24 protein-coding genes are annotated in these 25,443 nt (G+C 68.2%); 7 read left to right on the top strand and 17 right to left on the bottom strand.

Annotated elements, in window-relative coordinates; all coding sequences use genetic code 11:
- Positions 1-20: 20 nt before the first annotated feature.
- The 8 genes from GTH33_RS06710 to GTH33_RS06675 form a co-directional block, all read right to left on the bottom strand.
- Positions 21-1,133: a hypothetical protein gene (locus GTH33_RS06710; RefSeq protein ID WP_163957759.1), complete on the bottom strand. Its 1,113-nt coding sequence runs from the start codon at positions 1,131-1,133 to the stop codon at positions 21-23.
- Positions 1,133-1,843 (bottom strand): phosphocholine cytidylyltransferase family protein, encoded by a 711-nt coding sequence (locus GTH33_RS06705; RefSeq protein WP_163957758.1) that lies wholly within the window; start codon positions 1,841-1,843, stop codon positions 1,133-1,135. The genes GTH33_RS06710 and GTH33_RS06705 overlap by 1 nt, the downstream gene beginning before the upstream one ends.
- A gap of 53 nt (positions 1,844-1,896) precedes the next feature.
- Positions 1,897-2,346, bottom strand: a complete 450-nt coding sequence (locus tag GTH33_RS06700) for a DUF4126 domain-containing protein (protein WP_163957757.1) — start codon at positions 2,344-2,346, stop codon at positions 1,897-1,899.
- Positions 2,347-2,419: 73 nt separating this feature from the next.
- Positions 2,420-3,319, bottom strand: coding sequence for an NAD(P)-dependent oxidoreductase (locus GTH33_RS06695; protein ID WP_163957756.1), 900 nt, complete (start codon positions 3,317-3,319; stop codon positions 2,420-2,422).
- A 40-nt stretch (positions 3,320-3,359) separates the two neighbouring features.
- A complete protein-coding gene (locus GTH33_RS06690) occupies positions 3,360-4,283 on the bottom strand; it encodes a bifunctional riboflavin kinase/FAD synthetase (protein ID WP_163957755.1) in 924 nt (307 codons plus the stop codon).
- A 10-nt stretch (positions 4,284-4,293) separates the two neighbouring features.
- Complete coding sequence (locus GTH33_RS06685; RefSeq protein WP_163957754.1) at positions 4,294-5,511, bottom strand: dipeptidase; 1,218 nt, start codon at positions 5,509-5,511, stop codon at positions 4,294-4,296.
- A gap of 195 nt (positions 5,512-5,706) precedes the next feature.
- Positions 5,707-6,210, bottom strand: a complete 504-nt coding sequence (locus GTH33_RS06680; protein WP_163957753.1) for a dihydrofolate reductase — start codon at positions 6,208-6,210, stop codon at positions 5,707-5,709.
- Positions 6,207-7,001 (bottom strand): thymidylate synthase, encoded by a 795-nt coding sequence (locus GTH33_RS06675; RefSeq protein WP_163957752.1) that lies wholly within the window; start codon positions 6,999-7,001, stop codon positions 6,207-6,209. Before GTH33_RS06675 ends, GTH33_RS06680 begins: the two co-directional genes overlap by 4 nt.
- A 108-nt stretch (positions 7,002-7,109) precedes the next feature.
- Here GTH33_RS06675 and GTH33_RS06670 point away from each other — a divergent pair, with 108 nt between their 5' ends.
- Positions 7,110-7,499 carry a JAB domain-containing protein gene (locus GTH33_RS06670; RefSeq protein WP_163957751.1) on the top strand — a complete coding sequence of 130 codons (390 nt, stop codon included), beginning with the start codon at positions 7,110-7,112 and terminating at the stop codon, positions 7,497-7,499.
- Between the two features lie 205 nt (positions 7,500-7,704).
- Here GTH33_RS06670 and GTH33_RS06665 read toward each other — a convergent pair whose 3' ends face one another.
- Genes GTH33_RS06665 through GTH33_RS06655 form a run of 3 tightly spaced genes read right to left on the bottom strand, consistent with a single transcriptional unit; the run spans position 7,705 to position 12,133 of the window.
- Complete coding sequence (locus GTH33_RS06665) at positions 7,705-8,439, bottom strand: class I SAM-dependent methyltransferase (RefSeq protein WP_163957750.1); 735 nt, start codon at positions 8,437-8,439, stop codon at positions 7,705-7,707.
- Positions 8,436-9,563 (bottom strand): peptide chain release factor 2, encoded by a 1,128-nt coding sequence (prfB, locus tag GTH33_RS06660; RefSeq protein WP_163957749.1) that lies wholly within the window; start codon positions 9,561-9,563, stop codon positions 8,436-8,438. The genes GTH33_RS06665 and prfB overlap by 4 nt, the downstream gene beginning before the upstream one ends.
- Before the next feature lie 56 nt (positions 9,564-9,619).
- Positions 9,620-12,133 (bottom strand): penicillin-binding protein 1A, encoded by a 2,514-nt coding sequence (locus tag GTH33_RS06655; protein WP_163957748.1) that lies wholly within the window; start codon positions 12,131-12,133, stop codon positions 9,620-9,622.
- A 353-nt stretch (positions 12,134-12,486) separates the two neighbouring features.
- Between GTH33_RS06655 and GTH33_RS06650 the strand changes: the two genes are divergently transcribed.
- From GTH33_RS06650 to GTH33_RS06635, 4 genes are all read left to right on the top strand, one after another.
- A complete protein-coding gene (locus GTH33_RS06650; RefSeq protein WP_163957747.1) occupies positions 12,487-13,836 on the top strand; it encodes a M48 family metalloprotease in 1,350 nt (449 codons plus the stop codon).
- Positions 13,833-14,546 carry a DsbA family protein gene (locus tag GTH33_RS06645; RefSeq protein WP_163957746.1) on the top strand — a complete coding sequence of 238 codons (714 nt, stop codon included), beginning with the start codon at positions 13,833-13,835 and terminating at the stop codon, positions 14,544-14,546. The genes GTH33_RS06650 and GTH33_RS06645 overlap by 4 nt, the downstream gene beginning before the upstream one ends.
- A gap of 213 nt (positions 14,547-14,759) precedes the next feature.
- A complete protein-coding gene (locus tag GTH33_RS06640) occupies positions 14,760-15,689 on the top strand; it encodes an ABC transporter ATP-binding protein (protein ID WP_163957745.1) in 930 nt (309 codons plus the stop codon).
- A 52-nt stretch (positions 15,690-15,741) separates the two neighbouring features.
- Positions 15,742-16,503 (top strand): ABC transporter permease, encoded by a 762-nt coding sequence (locus GTH33_RS06635; RefSeq protein WP_163957744.1) that lies wholly within the window; start codon positions 15,742-15,744, stop codon positions 16,501-16,503.
- Positions 16,504-16,619: 116 nt separating this feature from the next.
- Here the strand turns inward: GTH33_RS06635 and GTH33_RS06630 are convergent, their stop codons facing one another.
- From GTH33_RS06630 to GTH33_RS06610, 5 genes are all read right to left on the bottom strand, one after another.
- Entirely contained in the window at positions 16,620-17,333 is a 714-nt protein-coding gene (locus GTH33_RS06630; RefSeq protein ID WP_243848505.1) for a CPBP family intramembrane glutamic endopeptidase, read from the bottom strand.
- A 106-nt stretch (positions 17,334-17,439) separates the two neighbouring features.
- Positions 17,440-18,414 carry a class II fructose-bisphosphatase gene (gene glpX, locus GTH33_RS06625; RefSeq protein WP_163957743.1) on the bottom strand — a complete coding sequence of 325 codons (975 nt, stop codon included), beginning with the start codon at positions 18,412-18,414 and terminating at the stop codon, positions 17,440-17,442.
- An 85-nt stretch (positions 18,415-18,499) separates the two neighbouring features.
- Entirely contained in the window at positions 18,500-19,936 is a 1,437-nt protein-coding gene (locus GTH33_RS06620; protein WP_163957742.1) for a carbohydrate porin, read from the bottom strand.
- Positions 19,937-20,075: 139 nt separating this feature from the next.
- The gene (gene dapD, locus GTH33_RS06615; RefSeq protein ID WP_163957741.1) at positions 20,076-20,888 is read right to left on the bottom strand and encodes a 2,3,4,5-tetrahydropyridine-2,6-dicarboxylate N-succinyltransferase; all 813 of its coding nucleotides are present in this window, start codon (positions 20,886-20,888) and stop codon (positions 20,076-20,078) included.
- A complete protein-coding gene (locus tag GTH33_RS06610) occupies positions 20,885-21,550 on the bottom strand; it encodes a pyrimidine 5'-nucleotidase (protein WP_163957740.1) in 666 nt (221 codons plus the stop codon). Before GTH33_RS06610 ends, dapD begins: the two co-directional genes overlap by 4 nt.
- 338 nt (positions 21,551-21,888) lie before the next feature.
- Here GTH33_RS06610 and GTH33_RS06605 point away from each other — a divergent pair, with 338 nt between their 5' ends.
- On the top strand, positions 21,889-22,887 hold the full coding sequence (locus tag GTH33_RS06605) for an LLM class flavin-dependent oxidoreductase (RefSeq protein ID WP_163957739.1): 999 nt from the start codon (positions 21,889-21,891) through the stop codon (positions 22,885-22,887).
- Positions 22,888-22,966: 79 nt separating this feature from the next.
- Here GTH33_RS06605 and pncB read toward each other — a convergent pair whose 3' ends face one another.
- Positions 22,967-24,271, bottom strand: a complete 1,305-nt coding sequence (gene pncB / locus GTH33_RS06600) for a nicotinate phosphoribosyltransferase (protein ID WP_163957738.1) — start codon at positions 24,269-24,271, stop codon at positions 22,967-22,969.
- An 85-nt stretch (positions 24,272-24,356) separates the two neighbouring features.
- Between pncB and GTH33_RS06595 the strand changes: the two genes are divergently transcribed.
- Positions 24,357-25,067 (top strand): FadR/GntR family transcriptional regulator, encoded by a 711-nt coding sequence (locus GTH33_RS06595; protein ID WP_163957737.1) that lies wholly within the window; start codon positions 24,357-24,359, stop codon positions 25,065-25,067.
- Positions 25,068-25,443: the final 376 nt, after the last annotated feature.

Genomic DNA, 25,443 nt, shown 5'->3' with positions numbered 1-25,443 from the left:
TTCGGGATAGTCGGCAGCCGTCAACCGTCTGTCGACACGCGTGAAATTGCCTCTGCCGCACGCCGGGGCGCGGTTCCGTCGGTGTTGCCGAGGGAATCGGCGGCGAACGTCCGCTGTGCGGCGACGAACGCCGGATGCCGCGCCGCTGCTCCTTCCAGCGCATCCGGCAGCGCGGCAAGGTCGCTCACCACCTCGCCCGCGGTCCACATGTCGTAGCTGGGATCGCCCCGCCACACGACGCCGCGCGGGTCCAGGAACACGCAGGGCCGCGGCCGCATCAGGAATTCGACGACCTGGCTCGACGTATCGCCCAGATACAGGTCGGCCGCAGCGGTATAGCTGCCATCGACCATCGCAAAGCTGTCGAGGTCGACATGCACGTCGCCGCGTCCCGCCAGCGATGCCGCAAAGCCACGCACCTCCGGCGCCTTTTCGACCAGCCGCTGATGCGGTGCAAAAATGAGATTGTAGCGGTTGGTGGCGAGCACCGTGCGTACCGCCGCCTCGCCCCACTCCCACCAGGACGAGCGATGCCGCTGCCAATGGGGGGCATACAGTACCGTGGCACGCGGTTCGGCGAAATCCAGCGCGACATGCGTGCGCTGGCGGAATCCCGCCTTGATATAACCGGTGACCGCGACGCTGGCCGGGTCGACGCCATGCGCCGCGAGCGCCTGTCGCTCGCGTATCGACGCGACGATGGTCAGCGCCGCCGCCTTGCGCCGCCGGTCGTCGCGGTTCATCATCGATCCCGCGCCGTGCAGGATGTTCACGAACCGCGCACGGGTCGGCAGCATCGCGGGTATCCACAGGCTGGTCTGTTCCGCGGTCACGACCACCCGGGTCCGCAACAGCCGCGGCGCCAACCGGGCGAGCACCGGCAGTTTCGCCGGCAAGGGCGGATTGCGCCCGGCATCCCATGCGCCCAGATCGCGAAACCCCGGCGCCCGCCGGATCCGCACGCGCGTGTCGGCGCCCAGCCAGCCGCCGATCAGCGCCTCGTGCATCGACGTCGCCACCCAGGCATCGATACGCCATGTCGGCTCGGCCGCGGCCAGCGCCTCCAGCACCGGAAACAGGTGCGGGATCAGCAGCGTCTCGCCCAGGAACAGGAACGCGACGTCGCTCGCCATCACCCGTGCTGTCCGGTCCAGGCCGCGATATCCTCGGGCTGGTCGATCTCCTGCCACGCCCCCGCACCCGCGACGATCGCGCGGACCGGTGCATATCCGGCGAGGTCGGCGATGATCGCATGGTGGAACGCGTTGAGCCCGCCCGGCCGCGCGATGACGCTCTCCAGCGCACCGGCATAGGCATCGCCGCCGTTCGAGACGATCACCCCCAGCGACCGGTGCGTCGCCACGTCGGGCGCCAGGTCCTTCGCCACCGCACACACCTGCCCGTTGGCAACGGTCACCAGCATGTCGTCCAGCGCCGCATCGCGCAGCGGCTCGACCAGCAGGCCGACGCCCTCGCCCGGCGCCTGCACCGCCGCCGCGACCAGATCCGTGTCGAACACGGTGTCGCCGTTCATCAGGCAGAACGGATCGTGGAGCAGGTCGCGCGCCATCCACACGCTGCCGATGCTGCTCGCCACCGACCAGAACGGGTTGAACACCAGCCGCACCGGCAACGGCGGCCGTGCGCGCGCCAGATGCGCGCCGATCTGGCGGTAGCGATAGCCGCCGACGATTACAGCGCGCTCGATCCCCGCCGCATGCAGGGCATCGATCTGGTGGTCAAGGATGCTGCGTCCGCCCACCTCGACCAGGCATTTCGGTATCTCGCGGGTCAGCGGCAACAACCGCGAGCCGATGCCCGCGCTGAGGATGACAGCTTGCATGCCCGCGCCTTAGAACAAAGCGCCGCCATGCGAAACACGCCCGCCCGGCGTCGTCAGCGCCGCATGTTCGCCACCGCCAGCCCGCCGGCGAGCAGCGCCGCATCCTCGACGAAACCCGTCGCTGTCTGGCCGAACCGCTGCATCGCGCGCTTGCGCAGCGCCAGGCCGAGGTAGGAACTGGCGATCGCCGCAGTTACCGCCAGCGCCGCCCCGACCCTGCGCTGCCCCGGCCTGGCCAGCGCCGCACCGGCGAAGCCCGACGTCAACGCCCGCGCGCTCAGCCCAGCAAGGACCGTCCGGTCCGGCGCCGTCTTCATCTTGTCGCCCGCCATTTCGGCGGCAGCGAGCGTCACCGCCCCCGCCCGGCCCAGCGGATGCGCGATCAGCGCCGCGCCCGGCATATCGGCACCGACATGCCCCTTCGCCGCTTCGCCCGCGACGATCGAGAGCGGGGTCATCGCGCGCTGGCCGGCGATCAGGCCGATGAGGATCGAACGGAGCATGGCTTTGGGTCCTGTCACGGAAGGGATGATCGCCGTCACAACCCGGCCACGCGGCCGAAGGTTGCACCGCGTATCAGCGCAGCAGCCCGGGCGGCGGCATGCCCGCGAAATGCGCATCGAGGTTGGCGACCGCCATCGCCGCCATCGCCGCCCGCGCCTCGGTTGTCGCCGATCCCTGGTGCGGCGACAGCACCACCGTATCGCGATGCAATGCCGCCGGGACGCTCGGTTCGTCGGCGAACACGTCCAGCCCCGCCCCGGCGATCGTCCCGCTCGCCAGCGCCGCAACCAGCGCCGGCTGATCGACCAGCAATCCGCGCGCCACATTGATCAGCACGCCGCCCGTCCCCAAAGCGGTCAGCACCGCCGCATCCACTACGCCGGCATTGCCCGCATCGGCCGCCGCCGCCAGGAACAGGACGTCGCTCGCCGCCGCCAGCGCGGTCAGGTCGGGGACGAACCGCCACGCCACATCGGGCTTGGCGGACCGCCCGCCATACAGCACCTCGCCCGCGAACGGCGCCGCGCGCGCGGCGATCGCCCGCCCGATCGCGCCCAGCCCATAGACGCCGATCCGCCGTCCCGACGCCCGCCGCGCGAGCGGCACCGACCATCCACCCGCGCGCACGCTCCGGTCGTTCGCCGCGATCCGCCGCTCCACCGCCAGCCACAATCCGATCGCCAGATCGGCGACATCCTCGGTCAGCACGTCGCTGGTGATCGCCAGCACGATGCCGCGCGCCGCCAGCGCCGCCTTGTCGATGCCGTCATGCCCGACGCCGTGCACCGCGACGATCTCGAGCCGCGGCAGCCGGTCGAGCAATGCCGGATCGACGGTCATCGACCCGCCACCCACCAGCGCGCGCACGGCCGGCAGCGGCGCGCCGCCCGCCCCGACATGCACCGCATAGCGTTCGCGCAGGGCGGGTGCGAGCGTTTCGGGCAACGGCGAAAGCGAAAGGATCGGGATCATGCGGGGGTCAACGTGCGACCGGCCGTTTCGTCACGCCGCGTCAGGCCAGCAGATGACGCGCCCGTGCGCAGTCGCGCTCCATCTGCGCGGTCAGCGCATCCAGATTGTCGAACTTCGCCTCGGGGCGCAGATAGTCGATCAGCGCCACCTCGATCGGCTGCCCGTACAGGTCGCCGGCGAAATCGAAGAAATACGGCTCCAGCAGTTCCTTGGGCGGATCGAAGGTCGGCCGGATGCCCAGGTTCGCCGCGCCCTTCAGCAGGCGCCCGTCGGCCAGCCGCCCGGTCACCGCATAGATGCCATAAGCGGGACGCAGATACTTGCCCATGTCGACGTTCGCGGTCGGGTAGCCGATCGTGCGCCCCAGCTTGTCGCCGTGCTGCACCACCCCTTCGATCGCGAACGGCCGGGTCAGCAGCCGCGCCGCCGTCCGCGGATCCCCCTCGCGCAGCGCGGTCCGGATGCGCGTCGACGACACCGGCTCGCCATCCAGCGTCACCGCACCGACCGTCTCGGCGATAAAGCCGTGCGCCGCGCCCCGCGCCGCCAGCATCGCCACGTCGCCGCGCTTGGCGGTGCCGAACGTGAAATCCTCGCCGGTCACCACGCCGGCGACCTGCAGGTCGGCGTGCAGCCGCTCGGCGATGAACCGTTCGGCCGACAGCCGTGCGAAGGCGCCATCGAACTTAAACACCGCCATCGCATCCACCCCCGCCGCGGCGAGCAGCCGCTGCCGCTGGTCGAGCGTCGTCAGCCGGAACGGCGGCGTGCCGGGCCGGAAATGCCGGACCGGATGAGGATCGAAGGTCGCGACCAGCGCCGGCCGCCCCTCGGCCCGCGCCCGCGCCACCGCGCGCCCGACCACCGCCTGGTGACCGAGGTGAAAACCATCGAAATTGCCGAGCGCGACGATCCCGCCGGCCAGATGCGGCGGCACCGCCGAGCCGCCGTCCAGCCGCTCCATCCGCGGCGCCTTAGGGCTGGGTCGCCCGCGGGGCAACAGCGGGCGCGAGTCCGGCGTGCAACAGCCGCAGCACGTTGCCGCCCATCACCTTGCCGATCTCGTCCGCGGTGAAGCCGCTGTCGATCAGCGCCTGGGTAACGCCGGCCAACTGGCTGGCGTCGAACCCCGTCGTCACCGCGCCGTCGAAGTCCGATCCCAGACCGACATGCTCCACCCCCACCAGATCGCGGACGTGCGCGATCGCGCGTGCCACCGCCGCCGGACGGGTCGAACAGACCGCCGCCTCCCAATAACCGATGCCGATCACGCCGCCGGTGCGCGCGATGCCGCGAATCTCGTCGTCAGTCAGGTTGCGGTTGACCTTGCACGTCGCCTGCACCCCGCCATGGCTCGACACGACCGGCCGCCGCGCGATGCGCAGGATGTCGGCGACGGCGGCGTGGCTGGCATGTGCGACGTCGACGATCATGCCCTTCGCCTCCATCCGCGCGATCACCTGTCGCCCCAGCGGCGTCAGCCCGCCCTTGGCGATCCCGTGCATCGATCCCGACACGTCGTTGTCGAAGAAATGCGCCATCCCCGCCATGCGGAATCCCGCGGCATAGAGCCGGTCGAGGTTGCCGATCGCCCCCTCCAGATCCTGCAATCCCTCGACGGACAGCATCGCGCCGACCGGCGGCCCGGTCAGGCACGCATCATCGAAGCACCGCGTCCATTCCGCCCGGGCGCGCAACAGCGCGTCGAGATCGGCCGGCCCGCGGATGAGCCGCAGCCGCCCCTCGGACGCGGCGGCGGAGCGGCGCAGCTTTTCGGCATGCCACAAGGATCGCTCCAGCAGCGACGTCCACGTCCGCGGCGGCTGCATCTGCGCCACCGTCAGCAGCGTGATGTTGTCGGTGTCCGCGCCGTTGGCATCGTAATTCTGGTGCTTCGGCGTCTTGGTGACCGACGAAAAGATCTGGAGCGCGACATGGCCGTCCTCCAGCCGCGGCAGGTCGACCTGCCCGCGTCCGCTGCGATCGAGCAGGTCGCGGTTCCACAACAGCGTATCGGCATGCATGTCGGCGATGAACAGACGGCGGTGCAGCGCGCGCGCCTCCGGCGTCACCCGGATCGGCACCGGCTCGACCCGGTTCATCGATCGCTCCACCAGCATGGGCGCAAGGCCGAAGAAGCCGAGCAGCGCCAGGACGACGATCACCCCGCCCGCGACCAGCCATTTCCGCATCCGCCCCTCCCCCAGCCGCGGAGTCGGACGCTCCCGGCGGATGGATTATGCGGGAATACGGCAGAAGACGATACCCATCCCGCCGCGGTCGGGCCGGGCCTGCAATCGATCGAAACGCAGCCGGGCGGGTGTCTCTCCCACGTCCGCGTCGCAGGGCATGCACCAAGGTCCGACAAGAACCGGCTCCGAGTAAAGTCAGCCCGACGGCTCGACTTCGAAACGACGGACGCTTCCCTCGCGCACCAGCGTCACGAAACTATACGCCGGCCGCTCGCCCTCGGCCGCGTGATCCTCGCGCGCCACCTCGTGCCAGTCGTCGAACCCCGGCATGCGGACGTCGCCGATCGCATCGCAATGGACCTCGGTCAGCTCCACCCGGTCCGCCCGGTCGCGGAACAGCGCGAACACCTCCGCGCCGCCGATCACCGCGACGTCCCCGCCGGCGCTCGCCAGCGCTTCATCCACCGAATGCACCACGTCCGCACCCGCCGCGTTCCAGTCGCGATCGCGGGTCAGCACGATGTGGCGCCGCCCCGGCAGCGGTGCCGGAAAGCTTTCGAACGTCTTGCGCCCCATCACCATCGGCCGGCCGATCGTCTGCGCCTTGAACCGCTTCAGGTCGGCCGGCAGCCGCCACGGCAATCCGCCGTCCCGCCCGATCACGCCATTGTCGGCCCGCGCCAGGTGAAAGCTGATCACACCGCCACCGGCGCCTTGATATGCGGCTGCGCGACATAATCGTGCAGCACGAAATCCTCATATTCGTAGGCATCGATCGCGGGCGGCGTCCTCACGATCTCCAGCCGTGGCAACGGCCCCGGATCGCGCGTCAATTGCAGCCGCGCCTGGTCGAGGTGGTTGGAATACAGATGGCAATCGCCGCCGGTCCAGACGAACTCGCCGACCTCCAGCCCGCATTGCTGCGCCAGCATGTGGGTCAGCAGCGCATAGCTCGCGATGTTGAACGGCACACCCAGAAAAATGTCCGCCGACCGCTGGTACAATTGCAGCGACAGCCGCCCGTTGGCGACATGCGTCTGGAACAGGCAGTGGCATGGCGCCAGCGCCATCGCGTGCAGATCGCCGGGGTTCCACGCCGACACGATCTGCCGGCGCGAGGCGGGCTGCGTCCTGATCTGCTCGATCAGCTCGCGAATCTGATCGATATGACGCCCGTCCGCGGTCTGCCAGTCGCGCCATTGCTTGCCATAGACCGGTCCCAGGTCGCCCTGCTCGTTCGCCCATTCGTCCCAGATGCTCACCTTGCGGTCCTGCAACCAGCGCACGTTGGTGTCGCCGCGCAGGAACCACAGCAATTCGATGATGATCGATCGCAGGTGCAGCTTCTTAGTGGTCAGCACCGGAAAGCCGTGGGCCAGATCGAACCGCATCTGCGCCCCGAACACGGACAGCGTGCCGGTGCCGGTCCGGTCCATCTGCTGGGTGCCGCTGGTCAGCACGCGGTCCATGAGGTCGAGATATTGGCGCATGCCGCCGACCTACCGTGTGCCGCACGAGTCGCCTAGTGTCGCCGGGCTCGCTCCGAAACGGATGCGCCCGCACGTGCGCGTCCGCGGCATGCCGACAAGACAGGGCGGATGAGCGATCCTGCCCCGTCCCTGTTCGTTACCGACGCCGGTCAGGCCGCCGCACTGCTTGCCGGGTTGCGCGGTTCACCCGTCGAGCGCGCTGCCGTCCTCTATCTCGATCCGGAATGGAGGTTGTTGGGCCGCGCCGACTTCACCGGTACGCTCGACCGGGTCACTCCGCCGTTCCGCACGATCTTCGCGGCGGCATTGCGCCTCGATGCCGCCGCACTGGTCTTCGCGCACAGCCATCCGCACGGCAACAGCGAGGCGAGCGCGCCCGACATCGCCTTCACTCGCGCGCTGATCCGCATGGCCGCCGCGCTGGACATCGTCGTGGCCGATCACCTGATCGTCGCTGGCGATGCCGTCACCAGCCTGCGCGACGCCGGCTTGATGTAACGGATGGCGGGCGATGGGAACGGCTCCGTCACGGGGGGTCTCTTCCCTCGCGCGTCCGGCACGCCATCGATCGAATCGGATCGTGTCCCCGTTACGATTTGACGCCAAACCCCATCATCCACGGGACGTCCAGGCCCCGCGTCGACAGACTCCCGATGGGCCGCACTTGGCCGGCGCCGCCCACGCCGGCAGCCTCGCGCCGGCGCTAGTCGCGCATCACGCACGGCTTGATCGCGGCCGGCTCCGGCCGCGGGCCCACCGCGCGGAACGTCGCGACATAGCCGCCGGCCGACGGCATCTCTGCCGTCGACACCTGGCGATACCCCACCGCCGCGAACTCGCAGGTCAGCAGCGCGGGCGGCGTGCCGTGGTTCTTCGTCTGGCGGTTGGCGTCTACCACCACGACCAGCCCGTCGCGCTTCAGCGACGGCCGCAGCCGCCACAGGAATTCGTACGGCTGCGCGATTTCATGGTACATGTGGACCATCAGCACCCGGTCGAAGCTCGCCGCCGGCAGCTTGGGATCGGCCGGCGCGCCCAGCCGGACCGACACGTTCTCCAGATCCTCGCGCGCGACGCGTTCGGCCAGCGCATCGCGGACGCCCGCGACGATGTCCTCGGCCAGCACCCGGCCATGCTCGCCGACGCGGCTCGCCAGCCGGATCGTGTAATAGCCCTCGCCCGCGCCGATGTCGGCGACGGTCATGCCGGGCGCGATCCCGGCCTTGTCCATCACCTCGCCCGCCTCGTTCAGCCGGTCGCGCGCCTCCTCGTTCGACCACCGCGACGACACGATGTGCGCCACCGGCCGGTCGGCGGCGGGGAACAGAACGGGCTTCTCCTCGCGCTTGATCAGCGGCTTGGACCCGTCGCACGCCACCAGCAGCAGGCACGATGCGCCCGTCGCCGCCGCCACGATCAGGGTCCGCGCGCGGATCAATCCACGTCCTCCACCTCGACCTTTTCCCCGGTCACGCGCTGCGACAGCGCCGCCGCCATGAACGGGTCGAGGTCGCCGTCCAGCACGTCGCCGGGCGCGGTCGACGTGGTGCCGGTGCGCAGGTCCTTCACCAGCTGGTACGGCTGCAGCACATAACTGCGGATCTGGTGGCCCCAGCCGATGTCGGTCTTGCTGGCGTTCTCGGCATTCGCCGCCTGTTCGCGGATCTGCAACTCGCGTTCGTACAGGCGCGCGCGCAGCTGATTGTACGCCTCCGCCTTATTCTTGTGCTGCGACCGCTGGTTCTGGCACTGCACGACGATGCCCGTCGGGATGTGCGTGATGCGCACCGCCGAATCGGTGGTGTTGATGTGCTGTCCGCCGGCGCCGGATGCGCGATAGGTGTCGATGCGCAGGTCGCTCTCGTTGTATTCGACCTGGATGTCGTCATCGATGACCGGATAAACCCACACGCTCGAAAAGCTCGTGTGCCGCCGTGCCGCGCTGTCGTACGGGCTGATCCGGACGAGGCGATGCACGCCGCTTTCGGTCTTGGCATAGCCATAGGCATTCTCGCCCTTGACCAGCAGCGTCGCCGACTTGATCCCCGCCTGTTCGCCGGCATGATAGTCGATCACCTCGACCTTCATGCCGCGGCGCTCGGCCCAGCGCGTGTACATGCGCAGCAGCATGCCCGCCCAGTCCTGGCTCTCCGTGCCGCCCGCACCCGAATTGATCTCGACATAGGTGTCGTTGGCGTCCGCCTCACCGGCCAGCAGCGCCTGGATCTTGTCGTGGTCGGCGCGCTTCGCCAGCGCGGCGAGCGCCTCGACGCCCTCCAGCTCCATCGCGGTGTCGCCCTCGGCCTCGGCCATCTCGATCAGCTCGACGGTGTCGTCCATCTCGGACTGGATCGCCCGCGTCGCGGTGACCGCCTCGTCCAGCCGGCGCCGCTCGCGCATCACCTCCTGCGCGGCCTTGGGGTCGTTCCACAGGGCCTGGTCCTCGACGCGCGCGTTCAGCTCGTCGAGACGGCGGAGTGCGCGATCCCAGTCGAGGAACCGGCGCAGCAACGCCAGTGCGTCCTTGATGCTGTCGACGTGGGATTGCGCTTCGGCGCGCATGAACACTCTCCGGAATAGGTCGTCGGGGCGGGGAAGCGCCCATATAGGAAGCGGCGCTAGTAGATTCCGCCTTCCCTTTGCAAGAAATCGCTGTCGCGCGGCGTATCGGCGCGCTTGGCCGCGGCGGTCGCCGCCGCCACCGGCGCCGGCCCGCGCCGGATCGCACGCCGCGGTTCGCTCGACGGCTTGAACGCCTCCCAGATCACGCCCGCCTTGGGATCAGCATCGGTCGGGAAGGTGCCGTACACCGGCCGCCCGCTCGCCCGGTCGATGCGCACCATGCGGATGCCGGCGGGCGCGCGGAACGGCAGCTTTTCCAGCCCCTCATACGCCTTGACCGCGAATTCCTTGAAGATCGGCGCCGCGAACGTGCCGCCCTGGGCATAGCCGCCCAGGTTCGTCGGCGTGTCGTAACCGACGTACAGCCCGCCGACAAATTGCGGCGTGCCGCCGACGAACCAGACGTCGGTCGGCCCCGTCGTCGTGCCCGTCTTGCCGAACATCGGCCGGTCGAGATCGCGCAGCACCACCGCGGTGCCGCGCTGGATCACGCCTTCGGTGATGTGCACCATCTGATAGGCGGTCATCGCATCGATCACCTGCCGGGTGCGATCGCCCGGCCGCGGCATCGCCTTGCCGTTCCAATCCTTGCCGTTGCACCCGTCGCAGGCGCGCCAATTCTCGGGCAAAATCACCTTGCCGTGCCGGTCCTGCACGAAATCGATCAGCGTCGGATTGTGGGCGCGCCCGTTGTTGGCGAGCGTCGCATAGGCGTTGACCATCCGCGCGACGGTGGTGACGCCGGCGCCGAGCGCATTGGCGAGATAGGGCTGATAGTCGCCCACCCCCATCCGCTTCATCGTGTCGACCACCTTGGGCATGCCCGTCGTCGCCGCGGCACGCACCGTCATCAGGTTGCGCGACTGTTCGATGCCCCAGCGCATCGTGTGCGGCCCTGCCGCGCGCATGTTGCCGAAGTTGCGGAAGCACTTCTGCCCCAGCCGCGCGCCCTGATAGACGCAGAACGGCCCGTCGACGATGATCGATGCCGGCGTCATCCCGTTTTCCAGCGCCGCCGAATAGACGATCGGCTTGATCGTCGATCCCGGCTGGCGCAGCGCCTGCGTGGCGCGGTTGAACGCCGCCAGACGGCTGTCGAACCCGCCCTGCATCGCCAGCACGCGGCCCGTCGCGGGCTCCTCGACGACGAAGCCGCCCGAAATCTTCGGCACCGACCGTAGCGCATAATCGTCGCCCTCGGGCGCCACCGCGATCACGTCGCCCGGCTTGATCGCTGCAAAGCTGGTGCCGCCCTTGCCGCGCACCGGCATCTGCGCCGCCCAGCGCGGCAGCCGCCCGGTCTTGCCGTCGGCGAAGCCCAGGCTCCAGGCATCGCCGTCCCGGCCGATCACGATCGCCGCCCGCCAGTTCTCGTAATCGAGCCCCAGGTTGGTGTTGAGCAGCGTCTGCAACCAGGCATCGCCATCGATATCCCTGTGCGCCAGCGGCCCCGACCAGCCCCGGCCGCGATCGTAGCGCAGCAGGCCGTCGCGCAGCGCCTGCGCCGCCAGGTCCTGCAACCGCGTGTCGAGCGAGGTGCGCACCCACAACCCGCCCTGATAGACGCCATAGGGTCCATCGCGCGCCGTCTCGCCGAACTTGTCGATCAGCTGCCGCCGCACCTCCTCGACGAAATAGCCGCCGACCCGCTCGAACTTCGGCGTCCGCCGCAGGATCGTGCCGAGCGGCTCGCCGACCGCGGCATCGTGCTGCGCCGGCGTGATGAAGCCGTTGCGCAGCATCTCGCCCAGCACATAGTTGCGCCGCTCCATCGCGCGTTCGGGATGGCGCACCGGATCATAGTTCGACGGCCCCTTGGGCAGGATCGCCAGATAGGCGAGCTGCGCCAGGTCTAGCTCGTCCAGCTCCTTGTCGAAATAGGCGTGGCTCGCCGCCTCGACGCCGAACGCGTTGCGCCCGAGCGCGATCTGGTTGAGGTACAATTCCAGGATCTGCGGCTTAGTCAGCGTATCCTCGATCTTATAGGCGAGGATCGCTTCCTTCAGCTTGCGCGTCGGCGAATATTCGTTGTTTATCAGCAGGTTCTTGACGACCTGCTGGGTGATCGTCGATCCGCCCTTGGCGCGGCGGCCGCTGCCGTACTTCTGCACGTAATCGATCACCGCACCGGCCAGACCGGGATAATCGACGCCGTGGTGTTCGAAGAACGTCTTGTCCTCCGCCGCCAGGAACGCCCGCACCAGCAGCGGCGGATATTCGGCATAGCTCAGCTCGACGCGCCGCTCGCGGGCGTAGGACTGGATCGGCGTGCCGTCGATGCCGCGCACGTTGGTCGGCAGCGGTGGTTCGTAGGTGCGCAGCTGATCGACCGAGGGCAGGCCGCGCAGGATCGTCACCCACAACACGCCATAACCGATCACCGCCAGCACGGCGAGGATGGCCAGCCCCTTCACCCACCACCGGCGCCATGACCGACGCGCAAGGCCGCGCAGGCCGCCATTGTCGCGGAACACGGAGAAACGGGTGGTGCGGGGTGCTTCGGACGCCATGATACTGGCATCGGCGTGTAGCAGGTTCACCGCGGGTTGCCAGCCTCTGGGACGCGGATCGGTACGCCTCCCGACTTCGCGACGAACCCATTTCCAATACCTCGACGCCGCGAACCCGTTCCGGGCTCCACCGTGCGGCAAGGCGAGCACATAGAGGCTCTTGCCTTGCCCGTGCGGGACGGTGGACCCCGGAACGAGCCCCGCGGTGGCAGGGCAGACCGGAAAGCCTCCTTCCCCCTGCGCAACGGGCGGGACAGGAACAGCACCTCGCTCACCCGGCGTTCAGCCGGCATGCTCCACCATTTCGCCGTGACCTCGCCCCCGCCTGCGCCTATGACCGTTCCGTGCCAGCCATGAAGCGCCTCGCCCTCGCCGCCATCGCCACCTTGCTCGCCGCGCAGCCGGCGCAGGCGCAGTCGATCCTGCGCGATGCCGAGACGGAGGCGATGTTCGCCGACATGGCGGTGCCGCTGGTAAAGGCCGCCGGCCTGTCCCCGCGCGACGTCAAGGTCGTCCTCATCAACGATGATTCGATCAACGCCTTCGTCGCCGGCGGCCAGACCGTCTACGTCCATTCGGGGCTGTTGCAGGCGGCGGTCAACGCCAACCAGGTGCAGGGCGTCATCGCCCACGAACTCGGCCATATCGCCGACGGCCACGTCGTGCTGGCCGATGCCGGGATCAAGCCGGCGATGAACATCACTTTGCTGTCGATGGTCCTCGGCCTCGCCGCCATCGCCGCCGGTGCGGGCGAAGCGGGTGCCGGGATCATGGCGCTCGGCCAGTCCGCCGGCATGGGCAAATACCTGTCGTTCAGCCGCACGCAGGAATCCGCCGCCGACGCCGCCGGCGCGCGCTATCTCACCACCGCCGGCATCACCGGCAAGGGCATGCTCAGCTTCTTCAAGACGTTGCAGCAACAGGAATATCGCTACGGCGTCGAGAATATTGACCCGTTCATGCAGACCCACCCGCTGTCCGGCGAACGGATCGCGCACCTGACCGCCGACCTTCAGGCCTCGCCCGCCTGGAACAAGCCGTCCGACCCGGCGCTGGAGGAACGCTTCCGCCGGGTGAAGGCCAAGCTTGAGGGCTATGTGATGACGCCCGACCGCACGCTGAAGGACTTTCCGGAAACCGACACCAGCGTCTACGGCCATTACGCCCGCGCCTACGCCTTCCACAAGGCGGGATATCCCGACAAGGCCGACGCCGAATCGCTGGCGCTGATCAAGGCCGATCCGGGCGATCCCTATTTTCAGGAGGTCCGCGGCCAGATCCTGCTCGAGGCCGGGCGCCCCGCCGACGCCATCGCGCCCTTGCGCGCCGCGACCGAGGGTACGCGCAACAATGCCCTGATTGCCACCACCTTTGGCCACGCCCTGATCGCGACCGAGGACAAGGCGAATTACCCGGAGGCGATCCGCGTCCTGCGCGTCGCCACGGGCCGCGACGACGAAAACCCCTTCGCCTGGTATCAGCTCGGCACCGCCTATGAACTGACCGGCGATACGGCCCGCGCCGCGCTCGCCACCGCCGAACGCGCCAGCATGAACGGCGACCACCGCACGGCCGCGCAGAGCGCCCGCTACGCGCTCGCCAACATTCCTGCCAACACGTCCGACTGGATTCGCGCGCAGGACATCGCCATGGCCGCGCAGAATGACATGGAAGACAATCCAAAGAAGTATAAAAAGCGTTGAAAAACAAAACATTAGCACTGATCGCCGGGCTCGGCGCGGTGATCGGTGCCGGCGCCGTGTGGAGCTACGATCGCCTCACCGCACCGGGCGGCGCCGACCAGGCCCGCATCGAACGCGTCGTCCACGACTATGTCCTCGCCCATCCGGAGATCATTCCCCAGGCGATGCAGAAACTGCAGGACCAGCAATCGGGACAGGCGGTCGCCGCCAACCGCGACGCGATCACCACGCCCTACGCCAGCGCCTGGGCCGGCAATCCCAAGGGGGATGTCACCCTCGTCGAATATTTCGATTACAATTGCGGGTATTGCCGCGCATCGCTGCCGCTGATCGCCGACCTCATCAAGCGCGATCCGAAGCTGCGCGTGGTCTATCGCGACCTGCCGATCCTCTCGGACGAAAGCCGCGTCGCCGCCCGCGCCAGCCTCGCCGCGGCGCAACAGGGCAAGTTCCAGGCCTTCCACGACGCGCTCTATGCCGGCGGCCCGGTCAGCCAGACCTCGATCCAGGCCGCCGCCGCCAAATCCGGCGTGTCGCTGGCCCAGATCGACGTGCCGGTCGTCGATGCCGAGATCGCCAGGAACATGCAGACCGCCGCCAAGCTCGGCATGAACGGCACGCCCAGCTGGGTGGTGGGCGACCGCATCCTGTCCGGCGCGCTGCCGATCGAGGAGATCGAGAAGGCGATCGCCGCGGCGCGGGGGGCTTAGAAGCGCATAACGCCCCCAGCGTCCGTCATCCCCGCGCAGGCGGGGATCCATACACGCTGACGTTCCGCTTCTATCGAAAAGATTGCGGGTCTGGGTCCCCGCCTGCGCGGGGATGACGGACGGACGGTAGGCGAGGCGATGGCTGCGGACCACCCGCCCCCTAGCACTCGCCCCAGCCACCCCCTATCTCCGCGCGACAAGGGGGCCTGCCGCATGCCAGAACCGATCCTCGCCGTTGCCGGCGTGTCCAAGACGTACAAGGGCGGCTTCACCGCGCTCCACCACGTCGATCTGAAAATCGAAAAGGGTGAGATCTTCGCGCTGCTCGGCCCCAACGGTGCCGGCAAGACCACGCTCATCAGCATCATCTGCGGCATCGTCACGCCATCAACCGGCACGATCACCGTCGCCGGTCACGATGCGCTGACCGACTACAAGGCCGCGCGCCGCCGCATCGGGCTGGTGCCGCAGGAATTGTCGGTCGACATGTTCGAAACCGTGCTCGCCACCGTCACCTTCTCGCGTCGGCTGTTCGGCCGCTCGGGCCACAGCGCCTATATCGAACAGGTGCTGCGCGACCTGTCGCTGTGGGACAAGCGCGATGCCAAGATCATGGAATTGTCGGGCGGCATGAAACGCCGCGTGCTGATCGCCAAGGCGCTGGCGCACGAACCGGAAATCCTGTTCCTCGACGAACCCACCGCCGGTGTCGACGTCGCGCTGCGCCGTGACATGTGGAAGCTGGTGCACGGTCTGCGCGAACGTGGCGTCACGATCATCCTGACGACGCATTACATCGAAGAGGCCGAGGAGATGGCCGACCGCGTCGGCGTCATCAACCAGGGCAAGCTGCTGCTGGTCGAACACAAGGCGGCGCTGATGAAGAAGCTCGGCAAGCGCGAACTCGACCTGGCGCTGGTCGATCCGCTCGATGCGGTGCCCGCCGGCATGGAACGCTGGCAGCTGGGCCTCGTCAACGACGGGCGCACGCTGCGCTACGTCTTCGATGCGACCGAGGAACATACCGGCATTCCATCGCTGCTGCGCGAACTCGCCGAACGCCATATCGCCTTCAAGGACCTCGAAACCTCGAAATCGAGCCTTGAGGATATCTTCGTCGACCTGGTCGGGGAACGGGCATGACGCCCGCCTCCACAAGCATGACTTTCGTGACTTTCGAACGGGCGGTACGCGCATGAACCTACATGGCATCTGGGCGATCTATCGCTTCGAAATGGCCCGCGCGCTGCGCACGCTGTGGCAGAGCCTCGTCGCGCCCGTCCTCACCACCAGCCTCTATTTCATCGTCTTCGGCGGCGCGATCGGCAGCCGCATGCAGACCGTCGACGGCGTCAGCTACGGCAGCTTCATCGTGCCCGGGCTCATCATGCTGTCGCTGCTCACCCAGAGCGTCGGCAACGCCTCGATCGGGATCTACTTCCCCAAATTCACCGGCACCGTCTTCGAACTGCTGTCGGCCCCCGTCTCGGCGATGGAGATGGTGCTGGGCTTCGTCGGCGCCGCCGCGACCAAGTCGGTCGTGCTTGGCGTCATCATCCTCGCGACATCGTCTTTCTTCGTGCCGTTGCAGGTGATGCACCCGCTTGCGATGGTCGCATTCCTGCTGCTCACCGCCGTGGCATTCAGCCTGTTCGGCTTCATCCTCGGCATCTGGGCGAAGAGCTTCGAACAGCTGAACTTCGTGCCTATGCTATTGATAACGCCGCTAACTTTTCTTGGCGGCAGCTTCTACTCGATCGACATGCTGCCCCCGGCATGGCGAACGGTCAGCCTGTTCAACCCTGTCGTCTATCTCGTCAGCGGCTTTCGCTGGAGCTTCTTTGGCAAGGGCGACGTCGATATCGCGGTCAGCCTCGGCGTGACGCTCGGCTTCCTCATCGCCTGCCTCGCGATCATCGCCTGGATCTTCAAGAGCGGCTGGCGGCTGAAGAACTAGAGCAACTGCAGCCCGTCTTCCCGTCGCCCCGGGGTCCAGCTTTTACCGCGGTCGGCAAGATGGCGGGACCCCGGATCAGGTCCGGGGGGACGAACATCGCCGAATGTCGATACGCGCTAGCGACGTAGCCGCGCGCTGAACGCCGGCCGCAGGACGAGCGCATTGAGGTCGACCAGCGCATGAACCGCGATCGGCAACCATAAGGCGCCGCTGCCGAAGTAGAGCGCGGTCAGCAAGCCGCCGCCGACCGTGTTGGCGGCCACGCCTGCCCAGCCTTGATAGCGATGCATTGCGGCGAAACAGAGCGTGCCGACGACGACGCCCGCGGTCCCCGAACCGCTGGCGAGCGCGACGATCAACGGCAGCCAGAGGCGGTAGAACAATTCTTCCGCCACTCCCGCCGACACCGCGAGCGCGGCGGCGGGCCACAGGTCGGCATCGCTGGTCGGCATGATCGACCGCGCATCGCCCGCGGTCCACGGCGCCCTGCCCCGCCGCGCCCGCCACCACGTCAGGACGAGCCCGAGCAGGCTGCCGCCAGCGAGGCCGATCGCGACGAGTTCGATGCCGATCGATCCGGGCGGCACCTCCAGGTACCAGGCGAGCGGGAGAAACTCGGGGGGCAGATGGCCGATGCCGGGCAGCCGCCCGATCGCCAGCAGGCCGATCAGCGCCGGCACGCCATAACCGATCCACAGGCCCGACGCCCAGCGCAGGTGCCGCGCCCGGAACCCGATCCGCAGCGGCGAGATCAGCCGGCCGCGCCACAGGAGTATGGCCTGATAGCCAAGGGTCAGGATGAGCAGGACATGGACGAGCATGACGGTCATCGTCGCAGAACCACCCGCCTACCACCACCATTCCGTCATGCCCGCGCAGGCGGGGATGACGAAGGACAAGCGGCTCAGGCGGTTCACCCCGGTAACGGGGTCACCCTCAGTCGGTGCGATGCTCGCCCTTCACCCAGCGCACGGTACCGGTTGACGCCCGCATCACCACGCTCTCGGTGGTCATCTTGCCCTTGCGGCGCTTCACGCCCTCCAGCAGCGATCCGTCGGTGACGCCGGTCGCGGCGAAGATGCAATCGCCCTTGGCCAGCTCTTCCAGGTCGTATTGCTTGTCGAGATCCTCGATCCCCCACTTGCGTGCACGGCCGCGCTCGTCGTCGTTGCGGAACAGCAGCCGGCCCTTGAACTGGCCCCCGACGCAGCGCAGCGCCGCGCAGGCGAGCACGCCCTCGGGCGCGCCGCCCGAACCCATGTACACATCGATCGTCGTGTCCGGATCGGCGGTCGCGATCACACCGGCCACGTCGCCGTCACCGATCAGCATCACGCCGCAGCCGATGCTGCGCAGTTCGGCGATCAGCGCCTCGTGGCGCGGTCGATCCAAGACGCAGGCGATGATCTCGCTCGGCTTCACACCCTTCGCCGCGGCGATGGCATGCACGTTCTCGGTCGGTGTCTTGTCGAGGTCAATGATCCCGGCAGGCAGGTTCGGCCCGACCGCGATCTTGTCCATATAGACATCGGGCGCATTCAGCAGCCCGCCCTTCTCGGCGATCGCCAGCACCGCGAGGCTGTTCGGCCCCGCCTTGGCGCAGATCGTCGTTCCCTCCAGCGGATCGAGCGCGATGTCGATCGCCGGGCCGTTGCCGGTGCCGACCTTTTCGCCGATGAACAGCATCGGCGCCTCGTCGCGCTCGCCCTCGCCGATCACGACCGTGCCGTCGATGTCGAGTTCGTTCAGCGCCTCGCGCATCGCCTCCACCGCTGCCGCATCGGCCGCCTTCTCGTCGCCTCGCCCGGTCAGCGTCGACGCTGCGATAGCCGCCGCCTCGGTGACGCGCACCATCTCGAGGACGAGGACGCGGTCGAGCACCTTGCTCGCATTCAGGCTGACGTCGGGCATGCTCTTCCCTCTGTTTAACGTGTATAACAGATCGATAGGCCGCTCCGCCCGGCTTGTCGAGCGACGAACCGCGTTCCGTAACGTCCTACAACGTTATCGCCGCCTTCAGGCCGAGGACGCCGACATCGTCCGCCTGCCGTATGCCACCGGGATGATGAATATATTGCAGGTTCGGTCGCAGCTCCAGCCAGTCGGCGGGATGGATGCTATAATAAACCTCGGCAGCATATTCGGCGTGGCGCACCGGTGTTCCCAGCACCAGCCGGTCGGCGGTCGCCGCCCGTCCGTTGACGTTGGTCCGCGCGACGCCGAAGCCCAGGACGTCACCCGGCACCGCCGGCACCAGCCCCTTGTAGAACAGCCCCAGCGACACCTGGTTGTCGGTGACCGACGTCGCCCGGTCCGCCTGCGTCACATTGGCGAACATCGACAGGCCAGTCAGCGACTTGCCATCCTTGGACGTGCCGGTCAGCTGCTGCTGCATCGTCGCATAGACGCCATAGCGGCTCGATCGCTGCAGCGGCGCCAGACCGGTGACGATGCTCGGATTGCGGTTGCGGTCGAACAGCACGTCGTCGCCATCCGCCGTGCCGATCCAGCCGCCGACCTTGTACGACCCGACGTTGCCGCCGCGCTCGCCGGCATTACCGCCGCGCGTCCAGCCGATCTCCACCGGGATCAGCACACCTGTCGCGCCCTTGAAACGGGCGATGAAGAAGTCGTTGTCGAGGTTGCGCGGATTGATCTCATACACGCCGCCCTGGACATACAGGTCGCGCGGCAGGTCGACGCGCACCCGTGCGCCCCATTGCCCGACCGGCCAGTTTTGCCAGTAATCGCCGACCAGATTGCCCGGCTGCGCCCCGCAGAAACTGAGGTTCATGAAGTGGCACGAGAAGACGGCGAAATCCTCGCCCGGATTGGTCCGTCCGACCTTCACCTCGACCGCATTGCCGATCCGCTGTTCGTACCACAATTGCGTGACCCGGACCGTTTGACCGCGGCCATAGACCTCCTGCACCTGCTGCAGCGCATTGATCCCGGCGTCGGTCGTCAGGTTGCGCCCGCGCCGCCACGTCACCGTAGCCTGGAACGCGCCGCCGGTCAGCCCGACGAGCTTGTCTAGGTCGAGCAGCACGCCCGCGTCGAACTGCCCCGTCTCGCGGAACAGCTTCCTGTCGCCACCGGCGAAGTTATAGCCGCTTTCCGATGCGTAGCGTGCGGTGACGCCGATGCCGCGTTCGCCCAGCCGGGTGCGGATCGCCTGCCAGTCGCCGAACAGGCCGGGCGGTGGCGAGCTCTGCGTATCGCCGATCAGCGCCGATGGAGAGGTATCGCGCGCGCGACTGATCGGGGTCCGCGGTCGACGCTGCGTATCGCCCTGGGTGCTGTCGGGCGACGCCTCGGCGGCGTCGGGCGCGGGCGGCGACGCGCCGACATCCACCTGTTGCGCCTGTGCCGTGCCGGCCAGCAGCAGGGCAGCTACACCAACCGCGGAAGCGCGGACCAATCCTGAGCTCATCGGACCCTGTCGAAACGATCGCACGGCAGATCGCCGCTCATCATCGACAACGGCTATGCGCTTCGTTGGTTCTCGTCCGCATCGCCGGTTCCACGGCGACTGTGGCCGATTCGCCACGCCTTCGCGCGCGCCTTGCGGGTCAGTCGCGCAGCAACTCGTTGATGCTCGTCTTGCTGCGGGTCTGCGCGTCGACACGCTTGACGATCACCGCACAATACAGGCCCGGCTTGCCGTCGCCGCCACCGGTCGATCCCGGCACAACCACCGCATACGGCGGCACTTCGCCCTTGAACACTTCGCCGGTCGCGCGATCAATGATCTTGGTCGACGCGCCCAAATAGACGCCCATCGACAGCACCGCACCCTCGCCGACGCGCACGCCCTCGGCCACCTCGGCGCGCGCGCCAATGAAGGCGCCATCGCCGATGATGACCGGATCGGCTTGCAACGGCTCCAGCACGCCGCCGATACCGGCACCGCCCGACAGATGGACGTTCCGGCCGATCTGCGCGCACGATCCCACGGTCGCCCAGGTGTCGACCATCGTGCCTTCGCCGACATAGGCGCCGATGTTGACGAAGCTCGGCATCAGGATCGCGCCCTTGCCGATGAACGCGCCGCGCCGCACCACGCTGCCCGGCACCGCACGGAAGCCGGCGGCGCGGAACGCCGCCTCGTCCCAGTCCGCGAACTTCAGCGGCACCTTGTCGAAATGCCCGGTCGGCATGACGCTGTTGTCGTTGAGGCGAAAGCTCAGCAACACCGCCTTCTTCAGCCATTGGTTGACGCGCCAGCCGCCCGCGCCGTCCGGCTCGGCGACGCGCGCCTCGCCGGCGTCGAGCAGGCCGAGCGCTGCCTCGACCGCGTCGCGCACCTCACCCGTCGTTCCGAAGCTCAGGTCGGCGCGATTGTCCCATGCGGTGTCGATGACGGTGGCCAGGTTCTGGCTCATGATGCCTCCATGATATGCTGCAGCCACGGCGCGAGGTCGTGGACGGTGTAGTCGATATGGTCGCGGCGCGGCTCCGGCCCCTGTTCGGACCCGTTGTCGACCCACACGGTCGTCATGCCGATCGCCTTGGCCGGTGCCAGGTTGCGCGCCATGTCCTCGAAGAAGATCGCGCGCGTCGGTTCGATCCCGAACGACGCACACAGCCCGGCATAGGCCGAAGGGTGCGGCTTGGGGACGAGGTCCATCGCGTGGATGTCGTGCACCGCCTCGAAGCTCTCGCCCAGCCCCAGCCGGTCGAGCACCTTCAGGGCATAGGGCTTGTCGCCGTTGGTGAAGACCAGCTTGCGCCCCGGCAGCTGCGCGATCGCGGCGGCGAGCGGTGCGTCCGCCTCCAGCACGTCCATTTCGACGTCATGCACATCGGCGAGGAATTCGTGCGGGTCGACGCCATGGTCGGCCATCAGCCCGGTCAGCGTGGTGCCGTGGCGATGGAAATAGTCCTTCTGCACCACCCGCGCTTCGTCCCGGTCCAGGTCGAGGCGCCGCGCGACATAGCTCGTCATGCGGTCGTCGATCCGCGCGAACAGGTTGGCGCGCGCCGGGTACAGGGTATTGTCCAGATCGAAGATCCAGGTGTCGATCGTGGCGAGCGCGGCAAGCATGCCCGCCGTCTAGGCGGCGTCCGCGAGCCGCACAAGCGAACAGGCGACACACCGCGACGATCCCTGCCGGGGTCGGGGGCGCCGTCCGACCAACGGTCTCGTGCGGGGTCGATCGGAGGCACGCACGGCAGTGGCCGCCGGCATCCGCAAAATGCTGTGGCTTATCGCGACGGCACCGGCCCGCGCAGCACGCTGCACGCTGCACGCTGCCCATCGCGAACGGCGGCACCAACCCTCCATCCGCCGACGTTGCGGCGCGGTCCGCTACATCATCGCCTGCCAGCCGGCCGCGCGATCGGTGCATTGCGGGACGGGTCGAGCCTTCCCATCTCCCGGGCATGACGCAATTTTCCCTGCTCGACCTGGTCCCCGTCGTCGAGGGCGGCACCGTCTCGCAATCGCTGGCCAACGCCGCCGACCTTGCCCGTCACGCCGAAACGCTCGGCTTCCGGCGGTATTGGGTGGCGGAGCATCACGGCATGCGCGGCATCGCCAGCGCCGCGACCGCGGTCGTCATCGCGCACGTCGCCGCGGCGACCAGCCGTATCCGCGTCGGCGCGGGCGGGATCATGCTGCCCAATCACGCGCCGCTGGTGATCGCCGAACAGTTCGGCACGCTCGATGCGCTGTTTCCCGGCCGCATCGACCTCGGCCTCGGTCGCGCGCCCGGATCGGACCAGCGCGTCGCCCGCGCGATGCGCCGAACATTGGAAAGCGACGCCAATGCCTTCCCGCAAGACGTCATGGAATTGCAGAGCTATTTCGCCGACGACGGTCGCACCGGCATCGCCGCCACGCCAGGCGCGGGCGCGAACGTGCCGCTGTGGATTCTCGGCTCCAACACCTTCGGCGCGCAACTGGCCGCCGCCCTCGGCCTGCCCTATGCGTTCGCATCGCACTTCGCGCCCGACGCACTCGATGCCGCGCTTGCCATCTATCGCCGCGATTTTCGCCCCTCGGCGCAGCTCGCCAAACCGCACGCCATGGCCGGGTTCAACGTCTTCGCCGCCGACACCGATGAGGAAGCGGAACTGCTCGCCAGTTCGCAGCAACAGTCGTTCGTCGCGCTGCGTACCGGCAACCCACGCCAGTTGCCACCGCCCGTCGCCGGCTATCGCGCCAGCCTGGGTGCGCAGGGATCGCAGATCCTCGATCACGTCCTCCAATGCTCGGCGGTCGGATCGCCCGACACGGTGGCCCGCCAAACGGCGGCGTTCATCGCGCGCACCGGCGTCGACGAAGTGATGGTGGCAAGCGCGATCTACGATCACGACGCCCGCAAGCGCAGCCTCACGATCACCGCGGAGGTGATGAGCGGCCTGACCGTCCCCGCCTGACCGCCGCCGCGGCAGGCACCGCGGCGATCAGGTCCGCTCGCGGAGCACAGCGGCGACGGGCGCGCGAGCCCGTGCCGGATCAGACGTCGACCGCGCTTTGCGCCCGGCCGTCCGCGCCGAAGATGCGCAGGTATCGTGCGATCTCCGTTGCCTCGCCGGTTGCCTTGGCGGGATTGTCCGACAGCTTCACCGCCGGTCGCCCGTTTGCGCGTGTCACCTTGGCGACGAGCGAGATCGGCTCCAGCCCCGCGGCGCCATCGGGGTCGCATCCCCGGAAATCGTTGGTCAGGTTCGTCCCCCAACCAAAGCTCATCCGCACCCGACCATGGAAATGATGATAGACGCGCTCGATCGAATCCACGTCCATCCCGTCGGAAAAGATCAGCAGCTTGTCGCGCGGGTCGCGTCCGTGACGCTGCCAGAATGCGATGATCTGTTCGCCCGCCTCGATCGGCGGCGCGCTGTCCGGTCGGAATCCGGTCCAGTCCGCCACCCACGCCGGCGCGTCGCGCAGGAATGCCGCGGTGCCGAACGCATCGGGCAGGACGACCAGCAGATTGCCGCCATAATGCGCCTGCCATTCTTCCAGCACGCGATAGGGTGCCGCCGCGACCCCGGCATCGTCCTGCGCCAGCGCTGCCATCACCATGGGCAATTCGTGCGCGTTGGTGCCGATCGCCTCCAGGTCGTTGTCCATCGCCAGCAGCACGTTGGACGATCCGATGAAGCGACCCCCCAGCCCCTCCTTCAGCGCCTCGACGCACCAGCGCTGCCACAGGAAGCCGTGTCGCCGCCGCGTTCCGAAGTCGGAAATGACAAGATCGGGCAATTCGCGCAGCCGCTCCACCTTGTCCCACAGCTTGGCCTTGCCGCGCGCATACAGCACGTCGAGCGCGAACCGCCCCTTGTCGCGCAACGCGGCGCGCGCCCGCAGCTCGTTCACGATCGCGAGTGCCGGAATCTCCCACATCGTGGTGTGCGTCCATGGCCCGTCGAACGTCAGCTCGAATGGCCCGTCGACGCGGTGCAATTTATAGGGGGGCAGCTGGAAATCGGCGAGCCAGCGGATGAAGTCGCCCGAGAACATGCGCTCCTGGCCATAAAAGCTGTTGCCCGCCAGCCAGATCAACTCCTTCTTGGCAAAGCGCAGCCCGCGCGCATGGTCCAGCTGCGCGCGCAGCTCGTCCTCGTCGATCACGTCCGCCAGCCGCACGCTGGTGCTGCGGTTGATCAGCCGGAACGTCGCATCGACGTCGCCGTGCAGGTGACGGATCATCTGCAGCATCAGCAATTTGTAGAAATCGGTATCCAGCAGGCTTCGCACGATCGGATCGAGCCGCCAATTGTGGTCCCAGGTGCGCGTGGCGATGTCGGTAACGGCCATCGCCCAGGCGCTACAGCCAAGCGCCGGGCTTTCCAACCGCCGCCATGCCCCCTAGTCCTGATCCGACATATCACGGGAGAGCGGGATGGCGATCAAGAGCGAACGGCGCGAACCGTCCCATACCCTGATCGCACGCGATCTCGGCATCGCCATCGTCACCGGCCAGCACGCCCCCGGCAGCATCATCCCCGGCGAGATCGACATCGCCGCCCGCCGCGGCGTATCGCGCAGCGTCGTGCGCGAGGCGCTGCGCATGCTGTCCGCCAAGGGGCTGGTCGAAAGCCGCCCCAAGTCGGGCACCCGCGTCCGCGAACGCGCGCAATGGAACCTGCTCGATCCCGATCTGCTCGCTTGGATGTTCGAGGGCGAACCGCCGGCCAGCTTCGTGCGTGCGCTGTTCCAGCTGCGCATGATCGTCGAACCCGCCGCCGCCGAAATGGCCGCCCTGTCGCGCCAGCCCGACCAGCTTGTCCGCATGGCCGCCGCGCTCGACGGCATGGCGACGCACGGCCTCGACACGCCCGATGGCCAGGCCGCCGACCAGGCGTTCCACAACACCATTCTGGAAGCGACCGACAACGAACTGCTGGTCAGCCTGTCCGGCAGTATCGGTGCCGCGGTGCGCTGGACGACGATCTTCAAGTTCCGCGGCAGTCGCCGCCCGCGCGATTCGATGCCCCAGCACCGCCGCCTCTACGACGCCATCGCCGCCCGCGACGCCGCCACGGCAAGGGATGCGACGATCGTTCTGCTGCAGCAGGCACACGAGGACACGGAACGCTCATTGCACGGGTGAACAGCAGCGTGGTGTCCGTCCGTCACCCGCTCCCTCGTTCGTCGTCCCGGCGAACGACGATGGCGGCGCGTAACCGATGGGTCATGCTTGACGCCGAGTCATCGTAGTCATGAGCCCCGCGTTCGTTAAATGATGCGAAAGGGGAACGCCGGTCGACAACGACGCCGCCAAATGCGGTCGGCACGACGCCCCCCGTTTAAGAACCGTCATGCCCGCGAAGGCGCGAACCCGCCTATGCTGACGGTCGGCCAGCCGCGTGAGCCGTCCGCGTCGGTCGACGACGGCGCAATCCGATATTGCCGGCGTGGTGTGCGAGCCTGTTCCGACAACCGTCATCGCCACGATGACGGGGATGACGGCCGCAGGCGTCCCCCGC

This window comes from Sphingomonas insulae (genome assembly GCF_010450875.1).
In the GTDB taxonomy this organism is placed as follows: domain Bacteria; phylum Pseudomonadota; class Alphaproteobacteria; order Sphingomonadales; family Sphingomonadaceae; genus Sphingomonas; species Sphingomonas insulae.
This window is presented reverse-complemented; position numbering and strand designations above follow the sequence as displayed.

Coding starts and splice junctions, on each gene's coding strand:
- GTH33_RS06710 (WP_163957759.1), bottom strand. CDS start 1,133: ATGGCGAGCGACGTCGCGTTCCTGTTCCTGGGCGAGACGCTGCTGATC.
- GTH33_RS06705 (WP_163957758.1), bottom strand. CDS start 1,843: ATGCAAGCTGTCATCCTCAGCGCGGGCATCGGCTCGCGGTTGTTGCCG.
- GTH33_RS06700 (WP_163957757.1), bottom strand. CDS start 2,346: ATGCTCCGTTCGATCCTCATCGGCCTGATCGCCGGCCAGCGCGCGATG.
- GTH33_RS06695 (WP_163957756.1), bottom strand. CDS start 3,319: ATGATCCCGATCCTTTCGCTTTCGCCGTTGCCCGAAACGCTCGCACCC.
- GTH33_RS06690 (WP_163957755.1), bottom strand. CDS start 4,283: ATGGAGCGGCTGGACGGCGGCTCGGCGGTGCCGCCGCATCTGGCCGGC.
- GTH33_RS06685 (WP_163957754.1), bottom strand. CDS start 5,511: ATGCGGAAATGGCTGGTCGCGGGCGGGGTGATCGTCGTCCTGGCGCTG.
- GTH33_RS06675 (WP_163957752.1), bottom strand. CDS start 7,001: ATGCGCCAATATCTCGACCTCATGGACCGCGTGCTGACCAGCGGCACC.
- GTH33_RS06670 (WP_163957751.1), top strand. CDS start 7,110: ATGAGCGATCCTGCCCCGTCCCTGTTCGTTACCGACGCCGGTCAGGCC.
- prfB (WP_163957749.1), bottom strand. CDS start 9,563: ATGCGCGCCGAAGCGCAATCCCACGTCGACAGCATCAAGGACGCACTG.
- GTH33_RS06655 (WP_163957748.1), bottom strand. CDS start 12,133: ATGGCGTCCGAAGCACCCCGCACCACCCGTTTCTCCGTGTTCCGCGAC.
- GTH33_RS06650 (WP_163957747.1), top strand. CDS start 12,487: ATGAAGCGCCTCGCCCTCGCCGCCATCGCCACCTTGCTCGCCGCGCAG.
- GTH33_RS06640 (WP_163957745.1), top strand. CDS start 14,760: ATGCCAGAACCGATCCTCGCCGTTGCCGGCGTGTCCAAGACGTACAAG.
- GTH33_RS06635 (WP_163957744.1), top strand. CDS start 15,742: ATGAACCTACATGGCATCTGGGCGATCTATCGCTTCGAAATGGCCCGC.
- GTH33_RS06630 (WP_243848505.1), bottom strand. CDS start 17,333: ATGACCGTCATGCTCGTCCATGTCCTGCTCATCCTGACCCTTGGCTAT.
- glpX (WP_163957743.1), bottom strand. CDS start 18,414: ATGCCCGACGTCAGCCTGAATGCGAGCAAGGTGCTCGACCGCGTCCTC.
- GTH33_RS06620 (WP_163957742.1), bottom strand. CDS start 19,936: ATGAGCTCAGGATTGGTCCGCGCTTCCGCGGTTGGTGTAGCTGCCCTG.
- dapD (WP_163957741.1), bottom strand. CDS start 20,888: ATGAGCCAGAACCTGGCCACCGTCATCGACACCGCATGGGACAATCGC.
- GTH33_RS06610 (WP_163957740.1), bottom strand. CDS start 21,550: ATGCTTGCCGCGCTCGCCACGATCGACACCTGGATCTTCGATCTGGAC.
- GTH33_RS06605 (WP_163957739.1), top strand. CDS start 21,889: ATGACGCAATTTTCCCTGCTCGACCTGGTCCCCGTCGTCGAGGGCGGC.
- pncB (WP_163957738.1), bottom strand. CDS start 24,271: ATGGCCGTTACCGACATCGCCACGCGCACCTGGGACCACAATTGGCGG.
- GTH33_RS06595 (WP_163957737.1), top strand. CDS start 24,357: ATGGCGATCAAGAGCGAACGGCGCGAACCGTCCCATACCCTGATCGCA.